General features: G+C 29.6%; 17 protein-coding genes. 4 read left to right on the top strand and 13 right to left on the bottom strand.

Going from position 1 to position 15,689, the window contains the following annotated elements:
- Position 1: 1 nt before the first annotated feature.
- From N2251_RS09675 to N2251_RS09735, 13 genes are all read right to left on the bottom strand, one after another.
- Positions 2-322 (bottom strand): DNA-directed RNA polymerase subunit omega, encoded by a 321-nt coding sequence (locus N2251_RS09675; RefSeq protein WP_260586522.1) that lies wholly within the window; start codon positions 320-322, stop codon positions 2-4.
- A gap of 3 nt (positions 323-325) precedes the next feature.
- A complete protein-coding gene (locus N2251_RS09680; protein ID WP_260586523.1) occupies positions 326-1,138 on the bottom strand; it encodes an outer membrane protein assembly factor BamD in 813 nt (270 codons plus the stop codon).
- A 131-nt stretch (positions 1,139-1,269) separates the two neighbouring features.
- Positions 1,270-1,785 (bottom strand): ferritin, encoded by a 516-nt coding sequence (locus N2251_RS09685; RefSeq protein ID WP_260586524.1) that lies wholly within the window; start codon positions 1,783-1,785, stop codon positions 1,270-1,272.
- Between the two features lie 131 nt (positions 1,786-1,916).
- A complete protein-coding gene (gene dapA, locus N2251_RS09690) occupies positions 1,917-2,792 on the bottom strand; it encodes a 4-hydroxy-tetrahydrodipicolinate synthase (protein ID WP_260586525.1) in 876 nt (291 codons plus the stop codon).
- A complete protein-coding gene (locus N2251_RS09695; RefSeq protein WP_260586526.1) occupies positions 2,792-3,304 on the bottom strand; it encodes a DUF6913 domain-containing protein in 513 nt (170 codons plus the stop codon). Before N2251_RS09695 ends, dapA begins: the two co-directional genes overlap by 1 nt.
- Before the next feature lie 28 nt (positions 3,305-3,332).
- The gene (locus tag N2251_RS09700) at positions 3,333-4,409 is read right to left on the bottom strand and encodes an esterase-like activity of phytase family protein (RefSeq protein WP_260586527.1); all 1,077 of its coding nucleotides are present in this window, start codon (positions 4,407-4,409) and stop codon (positions 3,333-3,335) included.
- A 2-nt stretch (positions 4,410-4,411) separates the two neighbouring features.
- A complete protein-coding gene (locus tag N2251_RS09705; RefSeq protein ID WP_260586528.1) occupies positions 4,412-5,080 on the bottom strand; it encodes a lysoplasmalogenase in 669 nt (222 codons plus the stop codon).
- A gap of 182 nt (positions 5,081-5,262) precedes the next feature.
- On the bottom strand, positions 5,263-5,919 hold the full coding sequence (locus N2251_RS09710) for a lysoplasmalogenase (protein WP_260586529.1): 657 nt from the start codon (positions 5,917-5,919) through the stop codon (positions 5,263-5,265).
- 45 nt (positions 5,920-5,964) lie between these two features.
- Positions 5,965-7,962 carry an NAD-dependent DNA ligase LigA gene (ligA, locus tag N2251_RS09715; RefSeq protein WP_260586530.1) on the bottom strand — a complete coding sequence of 666 codons (1,998 nt, stop codon included), beginning with the start codon at positions 7,960-7,962 and terminating at the stop codon, positions 5,965-5,967.
- Between the two features lie 24 nt (positions 7,963-7,986).
- A complete protein-coding gene (locus tag N2251_RS09720) occupies positions 7,987-8,550 on the bottom strand; it encodes a DinB family protein (RefSeq protein WP_260586531.1) in 564 nt (187 codons plus the stop codon).
- Positions 8,551-9,009: 459 nt separating this feature from the next.
- Positions 9,010-9,384, bottom strand: a complete 375-nt coding sequence (locus N2251_RS09725; protein ID WP_260586532.1) for a hypothetical protein — start codon at positions 9,382-9,384, stop codon at positions 9,010-9,012.
- Positions 9,385-9,480: 96 nt separating this feature from the next.
- Positions 9,481-10,923, bottom strand: coding sequence for a glyceraldehyde-3-phosphate dehydrogenase (locus tag N2251_RS09730; protein WP_260586533.1), 1,443 nt, complete (start codon positions 10,921-10,923; stop codon positions 9,481-9,483).
- A gap of 135 nt (positions 10,924-11,058) precedes the next feature.
- Positions 11,059-12,438 (bottom strand): trypsin-like peptidase domain-containing protein, encoded by a 1,380-nt coding sequence (locus N2251_RS09735; protein ID WP_260586534.1) that lies wholly within the window; start codon positions 12,436-12,438, stop codon positions 11,059-11,061.
- 133 nt (positions 12,439-12,571) lie between these two features.
- Between N2251_RS09735 and dapF the strand changes: the two genes are divergently transcribed.
- From dapF to N2251_RS09755, 4 genes are all read left to right on the top strand, one after another.
- Entirely contained in the window at positions 12,572-13,345 is a 774-nt protein-coding gene (dapF, locus tag N2251_RS09740) for a diaminopimelate epimerase (protein ID WP_260586535.1), read from the top strand.
- The gene (locus N2251_RS09745) at positions 13,345-13,869 is read left to right on the top strand and encodes a GNAT family N-acetyltransferase (protein WP_260586536.1); all 525 of its coding nucleotides are present in this window, start codon (positions 13,345-13,347) and stop codon (positions 13,867-13,869) included. The genes dapF and N2251_RS09745 overlap by 1 nt, the downstream gene beginning before the upstream one ends.
- Entirely contained in the window at positions 13,862-14,890 is a 1,029-nt protein-coding gene (mltG, locus tag N2251_RS09750; protein WP_260586537.1) for an endolytic transglycosylase MltG, read from the top strand. Before N2251_RS09745 ends, mltG begins: the two co-directional genes overlap by 8 nt.
- 197 nt (positions 14,891-15,087) lie before the next feature.
- Entirely contained in the window at positions 15,088-15,678 is a 591-nt protein-coding gene (locus N2251_RS09755; RefSeq protein WP_260586887.1) for a peptidoglycan-binding protein LysM, read from the top strand.
- Positions 15,679-15,689 lie beyond the last annotated feature (11 nt).

Here is a 15,689-nt window from a genome sequence, read left to right on the forward strand (position 1 = left end):
ATTATTCTGCGTCTGGAGTTCTATGATATACTTTTCCGTTTAACCACTCATCTACAGCAATAGCGTGTGGTTTTGGTAAACGTTCGTAAAATTTAGAAACTTCAATTTGTTCTTTATTTTCAAAAACTTCTTCTAAACTGTCATTGTAAGTAGCAAATTCATCTAACTTATCAACTAATTCTTTCTTTAAATCAGAATTAATTTGATTTGCTCTTTTAGCGATAACTGAAATAGCTTCGTAAATATTTTCTGTTGGAGCTTCGATAGCTTCTTTGTTATAAGTAATAGTACTTAACGGCGCTTTCGTTTCTTTATAATCCATTTTTTAACTTTTAACTAATTGTTCTTGTTCTTTGTTTAATGTTGCTAACATTTCATTAGATTCTTTCATGAATTTAGATTCAGGAAAGCTTCTCTTTAGCTTATCATACGCTTTTACTGCCGTTTCAATTCTTTCAGCTTTTCTACGTTGTGTACTTTTCAATACAAAATCGTGTGCTGCTTTTAAACGAAAATATAACGCTTCTTCTTTATATTTAGTACCTAAATAATCTTCTAATAAATTATCGAACGCAGCTATTGCTGCGCTATAATTTCTAGAGTCATACCCTGCTGTATTGTAATATGTTTTAGCTATTTCAAAAGCCTTTTTCTCTAGCTTATTACGTAATTCAGTATAATATTTATTAGCTTCTTCTTGTTTATCTGAATTTGGATATTTATCAATAAAAGATTGAAAAGATGCTAATGCTTTATTTGTATCTGTTGGATCTAAGCTAAATTTTGGCGCTGCCTTGTAATAACTTAATGCTGATAAAAATGCCGCCTCTTCTCTTTTTGAACTTTTAGGGTAGTTTTTTGTAAACCTATTAAAGTAATACCCTGCTAAACTATAATCCTTTTCATTAAAGTTAGATTGAGAAACCATATATTGAATACGTTCCATTTGTGGTTTCCCTCGGTATGAAGGGGTTATTTTCTCAAACAATCGTAAGGCTTTACTGTACTTTTGTGTTTCGTACATTTTTGTAGCCATTTTGTATTGTTCTTGTATAGTTCCTTTATTTAATACTTTGTTATATTCTCCGCATGAAGATAATATCAAAAGCATTACAACTAAATACGCTAAATTTTTCATTTTTTGCATTTGGCAAAATTAGTGATTAAATATGGATTATTAAAACGATTTTTGTACTCTGAATAGAGTATTGCAATAAACCATTAAATTTGTTATAAAAACTATATACAGTTCCTAAATGTTTGTTAATCTTACACAGCAGTGTTAGCAGCGTCTTGAGCTACTATTTGCTTTACATCATTATCAAATAAATACAAACCTCCTTTGTCATCGCCAATTAAATTAATTTTATCTAAAATGTTTCTAGCTAATGCCTCTTCTTCTATTTGTTCAGAAACATACCATTGTAAAAAGTTATGTGTTGCGTAATCTCTTTCTTCTAAAGTAATATGTACTAAATCGTTTATTGATTTTGACACCATTACTTCATGATCAAATAAGGTTTGAAACATGTCTTTAAAAGAACCAAATTCTGCCGGTGGTGCTGCTAAATCAGAAACTCTTGCATGTCCTCCTCTTTCATTTACAAACTTTACTAGTTTTAACATGTGCATACGTTCTTCATCAGAATGTGCGTACATAAATTGTGCAACTCCTTCAAAACCTTGAGTTTCTGCCCAACATGCCATTGACAAGTATACTTGTGATGATTCTGCTTCTATTTTTATTTGCTGATTTAAAGCTTCTTCTATTACTTTTGATAACATATTTTTATTTTTTGAAAATTATATTTACTCTTCTTTTAACTGGAAGGATAAATTATTAAACAAAGATGCTAAAAAAAGACTACAATTAAAAAACTGTAGCCTTTTATAACGTGTATTTTTGTTTAGACAAATTATAGATTGTCTATAAAATCTGATATTTTTGTTTGTAACTCTTCTGTTGCTTTTACCAAAGGCAAACGAACTTCATCCAAACAAATTCCTTTTTTTAGCAAAACAGATTTAATTCCCGCTGGATTGTTTTCTTCAAAAATATAAGCTACAATATCCATTAATTTGTAATGAATCTCGTACGCTTCTTTATTTTTTCCTTCCAAGCCTAATTGAATCATTTTCGAAAATTCTTTAGGTAAACCTTGCCCTATTACAGATATTACTCCCGATGCTCCTGCCAAAACAACACCTAAAGCTAAATCATCATCTCCTGAAATAATTAAAAAATCTTTTGGTTTATTTTTCAACAACTCTAAATATTGTTGTTGAATATTACCAGCTTCTTTAACACCTACAATATTCTTAAAATCATTTGCTAAACGTAAAATTGTTGCTGGCTCCATATTTTTAGCCGTTCTCCCTGGTACATTATATAAAATAATTGGCTTTGGACTGGCTAATGAAATTGCTTTAAAATGCTGATAAAAACCTTCTTGCGTTGGCTTGCTATAATAAGGAGCTACTGATAAAACACCATCAATACTTGATAAATCTAACGAATTTAACTCCTCAATTACTGTTTGTGTATTATTACCACCAACACCTAAAACTAACGGTAATCGCCCATTATTTTCTTGTGCTATTACCTTTATTATTTCTTCTTTTTCTTTTGCTGTTATCGTTCCACTTTCGGCTGTGGTTCCGTTAATAACTAAGTAATTTGTTCCGTTATCAATATTATAATTCACTAGTTTTTTAAGTGCATTAAAATCTACACTTAAATCTTCGTTAAAAGGAGTTACTAATGCGACTCCGGTACCAACAAATTTTTGCATTATATTTTATTTAATATCGTTAAGTATTTTTTTAATTCTTGATTTAAAACTGCCTCATTAAATCCTTCATCAGAAATAACAAGATCATACAATCTATCATCAACTCCAGCAAAACCAGTTTTTAAACTTGCTTGCGACAACAAAGTTACCATATTCGTATATAAATTTGGCGTTTTCACATAGCTTATAAGCAAATCGTAATCGTTTTTAACGAAGTTTTTTAAATTGTCTGATTTTAAACTCGCTTTCATACCAATATCTTTATATGTAAAAAACTTAGGCAAAACTTCTTCTTTTTTAGAAAATTCTCTATAAATTAAAATAGTAATATTTTCTTTTTCGAAAGGTAGTTTATTTGTTAAATTGGCTAATACAATGTTCTCCAGCGATTCATTATCTAATAAAATAGCGACTTTTTTAACTTTTCTTTCTTTATGATTTTTAGCTTCGTTTTTTACAATAGTTTTATTGTAAATTTTTTGAATTGATTTTTGCTTTAGTCTACTTATCATTCTTACTAATTACTAACCTTAATACGTTTTACTTCTCTTCAATTTCTAACAATAAAAATTGATTTAATTGCTTACCATATACCTGAAAATTATCATCAGATACTAATATTAAAGAACGATTACCGTTAGATAACCTGGGGCCGAAAGTAATTCCTTCAATATTATCTATAATCGAGTCTGTTAATTGCTCTTGAATTGATTTAAAATCAAATAATAATTCTTTCTTTAATGGAATATACGCCTCTTCCTTTAGGGATTGAACCTCTAATGTATTTGTTGATTCCTCTTTAATTGTTGCTTTAAAAATCCTGATGGTATTTCCTAAAGTTCCATATCCACTTTGATAAATTCTTTCAACAATAAAAAAATGATTCTTTTGATATTCTAAGATAGCGGTTACACCATTTAAGTTCACTTTCCCTTTTGCTGGCTTATCAATTTTTTCTAATTGATATGCAAACTGCTTCGTCGCTTTTTTTGTCTGATTATCAAAATATGTAATTCTTATTGGCGACTGTGTTTTATGAAATGTAGGTTCTTCTCCATCAGCTTTTAATGGCGCCTCCATTGCCGCCCAAAAACCTTTTTTATCTATACTTTTTGAAGAACTTTCGAAAGCAGCATTGTGTTTTGGTTTTGCCTTCGAATTTGCATTAAAATAAGCTGGAGTATTTATTTTTTCTTTAAAAAAACCCACACTATCTACTGTAAAAATTGTTGGGTTTTTACCGTAATGGATAGCTCCTTCACTTACTAAGTTAATTTTATTATCGGAAGTAATAAAAATCGATTCTAAATCTAACGCATTATCTTTATAAAACTTACTTGTAGTATCTATTTCTATTACTCTTTTAAAATTTATCGTTTTTATTGAGTCTTTTTCAATTTGAATATTACCTAGTAAAATTCTAGGATTTTTAGCATCATCAACAACCATATAATATTGGTTGTTACTAAAATCGATTCCAGAAATACCGCCTATGATAGTGTTATCTATCAATAAAGAACCTTTAACTATATATTCGTTTAAAAAATGCAGTTGTAATTTTTCTTTTTTACAAGACACAAAACACAAAGCAATAATTAGTAATCTTATTATTTTCATTTTTAAAATTTATTAGCTTTTTCTCTTACAATTAATCCTTTTACGGTTAAATATTGTGCTATGATATATAATAAAATCACAAAAAAGTCAAGTATTTTATTATACTCATAGTATATATTTAAAATAATAAAGCCATCAGCAATAACAAAAAATATTGCACTAAAAAACAATAACAAATTTCCTTTTGATTTTTCTTGCTGATAATTTAAAAATGTAACCGCTCCATATATCGACACCACAAGTCCATATTCAGCAACAGGAATTAACATGTCTTTTAAGTTATCAAAAACGACATACATGATTGTTAAAAAATATGACATGTATGGAATTGTAGAAAGGACTATTCTTGTAAATGATTTCTTTTCAAGAAAACCTACTATTATTTTTATATATAATACGTGAGTTACTAAAAAAGAAGCTACTCCAAAAACAAAATAACTTTGGTCAGCTAACAAAAGAACATCTCCTAAAAAAGCAAAAAATAGTCCTAAGACCAACCACCAATTAACTTTTTTCGTCGAAATAAAATACACTACTAATAACGTAATCATTAGTAATGGTTTAAAAACAATTTCCATTGTTTTATTCTGAAAAACTACAGCAAAAATATCAGCTATCGAAACAATAAAAAATAATATAGTTGCTATTACTATTTTAGTTTTTTTTGTCATACTTATCTTATATGATTTTATTTAAAATAATTTTAATAGTTTCTTTTTTTTTAGCTTTTTAATTTTTCTTTCAGATTGTAGCAATATAGTTTTTTATATAAATTACTACTACTATTTTTATCTTTTTTTTTAACAAAATAATTCAACTGTCAACTAGTACGACATTAAAAAAATCACGCATACTACTTGTTATGTTTAAGCATTGAATTTACTATTAAATACTGAGACACAACATATAAAACAATTATTAAAACATTAAACAAATGTGTTGGTTGATAAAAATTATTCAACGCTATTAAACTATCAGATGCTATAAATAGAATAGCACCTAATAATAACCATAAATTTGCTATTGTTTTGTCTTGTTGATAATTTAATAAAGCACAAGTACCAAATGCAGAAATTGCAATTCCGTAAACAATTACAGGCACTAACATTTCTCCTAAATTATCTTTTATTAAAAACAGCACACCTGTAAATAAGGTAATAAAAATAATTGCGGCTCTTATTGCTTTCGTAAAAAGTTGTTTTTTTAAAAACTGAGAAGTCATTTTTATATACATAATATGCGCTATTAAAAATGATGCTAATCCAAATACAAAATAGTTTGTTTTATCTAATAAAAATACATCACCCCAAAACGAAAAAAACAAGGCTGAAACAAACCAGAAATTAGCTTTTTTAACCGATAACAAATAAACAATTACCAATGTTGTCATTAATAACGGTTTAAAAATTATTTCTAAATTTTTATTTTGAACTACTACCGCATACACATCTATAATTGCAACTAATAAAAATACGAGTGATGCTATGATTATTTTTAGTTTTTTATTCATATTTCGTTATTAGTTTGTATAAATTTATGTTTTTTTAAAAAAAATCTAGTTAATCATATCAATAAAATCTTGTTCCGAAATAATTGGTATTTCTAAACTTTCTGCTTTCACCAACTTACTTGGCCCCATATTATCACCAGCCACAATAAAACTTGTTTTTTTAGATATTGACGAACTTACTTTTCCGCCGTTATCTTCAATTGCTTTTTTAAGTTCATTTCTACTCATTTGATAAAAAACGCCAGAAACTACAAACACTTTCTCTGCTAGTTTATTTGTTTGTCCTTTTAAACTTTCTACAGAAACTTCTAATTGAATTCCATGTACTTTTAATCGATCAATCAACTGAATATTTCCTAAACCATCCGAGAAATCAATAATACTCTGGGCAATTCTACTACCTATTTCATCTACAGAAACTAGCGTTTCTAAATCGGCCGCTAATAAATTATCTATTGATTTAAAATGCTTTGCTAGTTTTTTTGCCACGGTTTCACCAACAAATCGAATTCCTAAAGCAAACAACACTTTTTCGAACGGAATCTTTTTTGACTTCTCTATTCCTGCTACCATATTCTGAGCAGATTTTTCAGCCATTCTTTCTAACGGAATTACTTGCTCGACTGTTAAATCATATAAATCTGCATAATTTTGAATTAATCCTTCTTTACGTAACAAATCTACCGTTTCGCCTCCTAAACCATCAATATCCATGGCTTTTCTACTGATAAAATGCTGGATTCTTCCTGTTATTTGTGGCGCACAACCAAACTCATTCGGGCAATAATGTTTGGCATCTCCTTCACTTCTTACAAGCTCGGTATTGCATACAGGACAATTGGTTGCGTATTGTGTAGGTTCAGAATTACGGGGTCTTTTTGATATATCTACCGCAATAATTTTCGGAATAATCTCACCTCCTTTTTCAACAAAAACAGTATCATTAATTCGAATATCTAACTTTTCAATCTGATCTGCATTATGTAGCGAAGCTCTTTTTACTGTAGTACCTGCCAATTGAACAGGTTTTAAATTTGCAACTGGCGTTATGGCTCCTGTTCGCCCAACTTGATATGTTATTTCTTCTAAAACTGTTGAAACCTGCTCCGCTTTAAATTTATATGCAATTGCCCAACGTGGTGCTTTTGCCGTATAACCAAGCTCATCTTGCTGCTGTAAATTGTTTACTTTAATTACAACTCCATCTGTTTCATAAGGCAAATCATGACGTTTAAGATCCCAATCTTCTACGAAATCAAAAACAGCATCAATAGTTTTTGCTAAAGCGATTGTTTTTGGTACTTTAAAACCTACTTTTCGTGCATTCTCTAAATTCTCATAATGGGTTTTATATTTTCGTTCTTCTGTAACTACCTGATACAACAAACAATCTAACGGGCGTTTAGCAACCTCAGCACTGTCTTGTAACTTTAAACTTCCGCTAGCGGTATTTCTTGGATTTTTATACTCCTCTTCCTCGTTCTCTATTCTTTCTTCATTCATTTTACGGAACCCATCAAGAGGTAGAATGATTTCTCCTCGCATCTCAAAATCTGAAACGAAATCTCCATTAGTTATTAATGGAATTGATTTTATGGTACGAATATTAGTAGTTACATCATCTCCCTGAAAACCATCTCCTCGTGTTACAGCTTTTACAAACTGACCATTTTCAAATGTTAAATTTATCGAAGCTCCATCATATTTAAGTTCACAAGTATATTCAATATCGTCAGAACCTAACATTTTTTGAATACGTTTCTCCCAATCTAATAAATCGTCTTTAGAATATGAATTATCTAAAGAATACATTCGGTTTTTGTGAGTAACTGTTTCAAAATTTTTAGTGATTTCTCCTCCTACTCTTTGTGTTGGTGAATTTGAGTTGAAAAACTGAGGATTTTCTATTTCTAATTGCTCTAATTCTTTTAGTTTTATATCAAAGTTATAATCTGAAATAGTTGCATTATCTAACACATAATAATTATAATTGTGTTGATTTAGCTCCTCGCGAAGCAATTGTATTTTTTGTTGAATTGTCATTAAAATAATAGCGCTAACAATTTATTACTTTTTTACTGTTCCTGTTAAAAACTGAATTCCTTTTGATATTGGGTTCCCCGAAGAACGACGAAAAGAAACTATTTGACCAACATGCCAAGTTGCATCAGCAATTGGTCCGTTGATAGCATTCCAAAACGGGAATTCTTTTTCGCCAAATATAATTTTATACTGAGATACATCTTTACTTACTCTTAAAATTTCGCTTGCTTTTTGTAAATTTTCTAATGTTTTCTTACGTTTTTCAGCAAATGTCATTTCTGGCTGCTTTTCTCCATTCGGTTTATTTAAAACTGCATTTAGAGTTACCTGAGACAATCCTAAAATATGATCGATTGTTTCTAATGTTGTTCTTGATTCTTTATTCGGTTTAAAGCCTAAATCTTTCTCTATTAATCCTTCTGTAGCCCAATAATACCTAAAACCTAATCCGTCTACCATTCTACTTGCAACAGCACCAGCTGTAAATTCTGTTGCTGATTCTGGAATTTCACAATAAGGTAATTTTGATTGTGAATTAACTATTGTTGTCATCAATGTAATTATAAGAAAAGAAAAAAGTGTTTTCATTTTTAAAAAGTTTAAAGCTAATTTAAGAAAAACTTTCAGGTATTAAGCGGCCAATATCAAAAGTTGCAGTGTAATTTTAAAATCACGTCTCTTTTGATACCCCTAACACTTCATATACTATTTAAAACAAAAAAACATCGCTTTTAGAAAGTGATGTTTTTTTAAAAAAAAGTTTCATTATTGATTAATCCCCCAATTTACCAATATGATTTCCCTTGTGTATTATAGTACAAATATGCGATATAAATTCGTTATACAAAACTACTAATGTATAAATGACACTAATTTCTGTATAAATGACTTTAATTAATCTCCTAAAAATATTTTTTATCCCTAAAAGAAAGAAATCGTCCTAAAAAAAACATAAGTTAGAAGACTAAACAAGTAACACCTATTTTTTTAAACATAAAAACCGAAGCCAAAGCTTCGGTTTTTACATACTCTTTTATTTTTTATATACTATCTTCTTAATTTCATCGTATATACTACATCTCCTTCTGTTGCAGAGAATAATAATTCTTTTTTAGTTAATAGTTCAATTTTTAAACCATTTGCTAAGTTCTCATCTTCTTCGAACTTAATTACTTTAGTTGCTTCTTCAAACTTCCAGTTACCATTTTTTTCATTATTACTCATTACAACCTCATACTTTCCATCAGCATGAAAAACCATCCAGCTGTTGTTTTCTGAAAACTCTTGAATTTCTTCACCAATTTGTACTGACTCTACTTGCCATTTACCTGATGTTAAAAATTCTACTTCATTAATTTCTTGTGAAAAAGACGATACTGTTACACTCAGTAACAATAAAAGTACAGGGAATACTTTTCTCATAATTAGGGGGTTAGGGGTTTAATACATTCAAATTTAATTAAAAAAGCCAAAACAAAAAAATGTTTTGGCTTTTTTTTTACAAAATATTATACTATGTTAATAATATGTATAACGACGTACTTTTGCTATATGCTTTGCTAAACGCATTACTTGATGTGAATATCCATACTCATTATCATACCACACATAAATTACAATCGTATCACCATCTGCAATAGTTGCTTTACTATCGAAAATTGAAGGAGCTGTTGTACCTACGATATCTGAAGATACTAATTCATTGTTTAATGAATACTGTATTTGCTCTACCAAATCACCTTCTAAAGCATATTGCTTCATTATTGCATTTACAGCCTCTACTGTAGTATTAGAATTTAACTGTAAGTTTAAAATAGCTAAAGATCCATTTGGTACCGGTACACGAATGGCACTTGATGTTAATTTACCTTCTAAAGCTGGCAATGCTTTTGCAACTGCTTTACCTGCACCTGTTTCAGTAATTACCATGTTTAAAGCTGCTGCTCTACCTCTACGGTACTTACTATGCATGTTATCTACTAAGTTTTGATCGTTAGTATAGGCATGAATCGTTTCTAAATGTCCTTTTTTAATTCCGAAGTTATCTTCTAATACTTTTAATACTGGTGTAATAGCATTGGTTGTACATGAAGCTGCAGAGAAAATATCTACATTATCAGGATTGTTTTCTGAATGATTTACTCCGTGTACAATATTCGGAATTCCTTTTCCTGGCGCAGTTAATAAAACTTTACTTGCTCCGTTTGGCACTAAATGGCGACTTAATGCTTCTTTATCTTTAAAAGCACCTGTGTTATCTATAATTAATGCATCGTTGATTCCGTATTTAGTATAATCGATATCTTCTGGTTTACCAGCAGAAATCATATATACAGTAGTTCCATTGATAATTAATGCATTGTTATCTACATCAACCTGAACAGTTCCTAAGAAATCTCCATGTACTGAATCGATACTTAATAATGACGCTCTTTTTTCTAATACAGCTTCGTTAATTTCGCCACGAGTAACAACTGCTCTTAATCTTAATTGAGAACCTTTACCCATTTTACTCATTAACTCACGTGCTAATAAACGACCGATACGACCAAAACCATATAAAACAACATCTTTAGGCTGAATAGCTTCTGCCTCAGTTGCGTCTTTTAATTGATTTTGAACAAAAGCTAATTTATCTGCATTGTTATCATCTTGCAAATGATATTCATAGGCTAATTTACCGATATCTAATTTTGATGCTGGTAAATCGATCGATTGTATTGCTTTTGCTATTTCTAAAGCGTCGTTAATTGAAATTGGTTTTGCTACGAATTCTTTAGCATAGTCTATTAAATTTAAAACCTCACTAGCTCTTTTATCTACTAATGGATTTCTAAATAAAACTAATTCTATCGATTTATCGTACCATAAATCATTAACGATATTAATAAACTCAACCGTAGCTCGTCTTACTTGCGCTTGACTTACTACTTCATTTTCGTAATTTGTTATTGTTGACATAGTTGTGTGTTAACTAAATTTTAAAAAATTTGCTACAAAAATAGGAATTTCAAACGATTTCGTATCGGTTTTATCATATAAAAATGTCGCTGAAAAAATAATTTTCAACGACATTTATACCCTTTATCATCAATTTTAAAATCTAAAATATTCTTTTTTACCACTAGGACTTATCAACTCTAATATCATTTGTTGATTTCCAGTATAGGTATCTAAAGCCGCAACAGCTTCTGATGCATTAAGAACCTTTTTACCATTTATTTTAGTTAAAACATACCCTGCACCTACTTTATAATACTGAAATCCTTTGTTATTTGCTGCTGTAATTTTTGCCCCTCCTGTTAAGTTGTATTTTTCTCTATCTGCTGCTGTTAAATCTTTTAATTGTACTCCGAAAGAAAACGAAGTAAACGTACTTTTTTTACTTAATTTAATCGTTTTTATTAAATCTTTACCATCTCTATTCACTGTCACAGCAACATATTCTCCTGGTCTTTTTGCTGTTAACTGTCCTTTTAAATCAGAAAATTTAGTGATTTTAACATCATTTACTTTTTTAATAATATCTCCTTCATGCAAGCCTGCTTTTAAAGCCTCACTATCCGATTCTATTTCATCAACCTTTACACCTTCAATCACTCCTTCTTTATCATCATAAGGAACAAAACCTATTAAAGCTTGTTGTACCGAACCAAATTCTAATAAATCATCAACTACTTTTTTAGCAATGTTAGATGGCACTGCAAATGAATACCCAATAAAAGAACCAGTTTTAGATGAAATAGCTGTATTAATACCAATTAACTCTCCACGAGTGTTTACCAGAGCTCCACCACTATTACCTGGGTTCACTGCTGCATCTGTTTGAATAAAAGCTTCAATATTTCTATTTCCATCTAAATCTCTTCCTTTTGCGCTTACAATACCTGCTGTTACTGTTGATGTTAAGTTATAAGGATTTCCTACTGCCAAAACCCATTCTCCTATTTTTGCATTATCAGAGTTTCCGAAAGGTAAATACGGTAAATCCTCATCAGTAGTTACTTTTAACAAAGCGATATCATTATTTTTATCGGTTCCTATTAAAACCGCTTTTAACTTTTTACGATTATTTAATGTAATTTCAATTTCACTTGCTCCTGCTATTACATGATTATTTGTAACGATATAACCATCCGCAGAAATTATTACACCACTCCCCGTACCTATTTGTTCATATTTTCGCCCCCCTTTTCTTCCAAAAAGTTGTGCATACGGATTTTGTTGTGTTCTTACGGCTGTGTTCTTAACGTGTACTACCGCATGGACTGTTTTATCTGCTGCTGCTGTAAAATCGGTTGGGGCAGCTAACGAATTTATAACTGTTGGTGTATAATTTGCTTTTATAGTTTGTAAAGTAGGTTCTACATTTCTCTCTACAATTACTTCTGGTTTTTCTATTACTATTTTATATCCTGCAAGTGCTATTACACCTCCAATTATTGCTATTCCTAAGGTTTTAAGTATTTTTTTCATCTGCTTACCATATTTAATATATCAAATATAGTATTTTAACATTCTCAATAAATCTGTTTAACTTTGTTTTAACTGACTTTAACCCCTATTTAACACTTCTGCTTCGCTGATAAAATATGTATCTTTGCTTTCTATGATTTTGAATTTTTATAAATACCAAGGAACTGGAAACGATTTTATCATTATTGATAATCGTACAGCAATTTTTCCTAAAAACGACAGCAATTTAGTTACTAAATTATGTGATCGCCATTTTGGTATTGGTGCTGATGGATTAATTTTGATAGAAAATGATGTTACTACCGATTTTAAAATGATTTATTTTAATACTGATGGTAGTCAAGCCATGTGTGGTAACGGAGCAAGATGTGCAGTTGCTTTTGCAAAACACTTAAATATTATCAATATTAAAACAACTTTTACTGCTTTTGATGGTGCCCATTATGCTGAAATAAAGAACAATATAATTTCATTACAAATGATAGATGTTGATGAAGTAATTATAAATAACGGATATACTTTTGCTAATACAGGTACACTACATCATGTTGAAATAGTAAAAAATTTAGTCGATTATCCTGTTTTTGAAAAAGGAAGAGAGATTCGTAACAATATCTATGGCAAAGAAGGAAGTAATGTAAATTTTGTAGAGCAATTAAATGCAAATACTTTTAAGGTTAGAACCTACGAAAGAGGCGTAGAAGACGAGACTTTAGCATGCGGAACAGGAGTAACCGCTGTTGCACTTTCAATGTATGCAACTAGAAAAACTACTGAAACCTCAATTAAATTACCTGTTGAAGGAGGTTTACTTGAAGTGAGTTTTGAAGAAAAAAAAGGGAATTACACCAATATATTTTTAAAAGGTCCTGCCGTTTGTGTATTTAAAGGCGAAATTGAATTATAATGAATACATTAAAAGGTACACATATAAATTTAAGAGCACTAGAACCTGAAGATTTAGCCTTTCTATTTAAAATAGAAAACAACGAATCTTTTTGGGAAGTTAGCCATACGCAGGCTCCGTTTTCTAAATTCCTTTTAAAACAATATTTAGAAAACGCACATTTAGATATTTATGAAGCAAAACAATTGCGATTGGTTATTGAAGATAAAAATTCTTTAAACACAATTGGAATGATTGATCTTTTTGATTTTAATCCGCAGCATAAAAGAGCAGGTATTGGAATATTAATTCATCCTGATTATCAGCAAAACGGATTTGCTTCTGAAGCGTTACAACTCTTAATTAACTATTGCTTTACACACTTGCAAATACATCAGCTATACGCTAATATTACTAGCGATAATAAAAACAGTATTCACCTTTTTACAAAACACGATTTTAAAGAAATCGGTATTAAAAAAGATTGGATTCTAAACAACAATATATATAAAGACGAAATTTTATTTCAATTGATAAATGAATAAGAAAATAATATACACAGCTATTGCCATTATATTTTTAATTGGCGGAATTATTGGGTTTAATTTTTATCAAAAAATATTTAGCCAAGCGGTTACTAAAAACGGCGCTATTTATATAAAATCTGATGATACTTTTGATAGATTAAAAAAACAGTTATCTAATTACATCGATAAACCTGAAAACTTTATTTGGGTTGCCGAAAAGAAAAAATTTACAAAACCGAAAGGAGGTAAATACATTCTTAAAAAAGGAATGAGTTTAAACGATGTGGTAAACTTACTTCGAAGTGGAAACCAAACACCTATAAAACTTTCTTTCAACAACCAAGATTCATTAGAAAAGCTCGCAGGAAGGATTGCTCAGCAAATTGAAACTGATTCTATTTCTTTAATAAAAGTAATGAGAGAGAATGACTTTTTAGTTAAAAACAGTTTCAATCAAAAAAATGCTTTAGGTATGTATATTCCTAATAGTTATGAATTTTATTGGAATACATCCGCAGAGAAATTCCGTAATAAAATGCTTACAGAATATAATCGTTTTTGGAGTTCATTACGTTTAGAAAAAGCTAAAAAATTAAATTTAACGAAAAAAGAAGTTACTACACTAGCTTCTATCGTTCAAAAAGAAACTGCGCAAAAAAGCGAACGACCAATTGTAGCTGGCTTGTATTTAAATAGATTAAGAGACGGTTGGCCTTTACAAGCAGATCCAACAGTTATATATGCAATTAAACAACTTAAAGGACAAGATTTTGTTGTAAAACGTGTTTTAAATAAAGATCTTAAAATAAAATCTCCGTATAATACGTACCAAAATACAGGTTTACCTCCATCACTTATTGCAATGCCAGATGTATCATCTATAGATGCAGTTTTAAACTTCAAAAAACACAACTACTTTTATATGTGTGCTAGTGTTGATAAAATAGGTTTTCATGATTTTGCTAACTCTTTAGCACAACACAACAGAAACGCTGCTAAATATCAAAGATGGATTACACAACGTGGAATAAACAGATAATTTTAACAAAATTTTATTTTCAATCAAACCTCTATAATATTACAAAACAGATAATTTAATTCAGCTTTTATTATCTTTTAAACAACAAAACTAATGATTATTAGCAATATTCACATTCAGAACAAAACTTAACGAATTGACTACCAATACTTTAAGTTAATTAATGTACCTTTGCACCGCTAAACAGAAAGTAACTAATTATCAAGTATATAGTATTTTTATTAATAGGTTTTGTAGCGCTAGTAAGTTTTACAACTCCAGAGGTTAAGAAAGATAAAATAACATCTACACCAATTATAACAGCATACTATGCTGAAAATGTTAACATTCCATTTTTATTAAAAGACTTTGTTGGCTTTAAAGAAGCCTTAGCTTTTAAAGAATCTCAAGGTAAATACCGAGTTGTAAACAAACTAGGCTATTTAGGTAAATATCAGTTTGGAAGAGAAACCTTAAAAAGATTTAGAATTTACAACACTCAAAATTTCCTTAAAACTCCTGAATTACAAGAAAAAGCATTCGTAGCTTATTGTAAAGTAAATAAATGGATTTTAAGAAAAGATATTAGAAGAAGTGTAGGTAAAACTATTAATGGTACTAAAATTACCGAATCTGGTATTTTGGCTGCAGCACATTTAAGTGGCGCTGGTAACGTTAAAAAATACTTGCGATCAAACGGATCGATTAGATTTAATGATGCTTTTGGAACATCTATAAAATCATACATGAAAAAATTCGCTGGTTATGATGTTTCTAATATCAAACCAAATAAAAAAGCCAGCGTTTAAAACGCTAAAAT

This window comes from Tenacibaculum haliotis, assembly GCF_025215075.1.
Classification (GTDB): domain Bacteria; phylum Bacteroidota; class Bacteroidia; order Flavobacteriales; family Flavobacteriaceae; genus Polaribacter; species Polaribacter haliotis_B.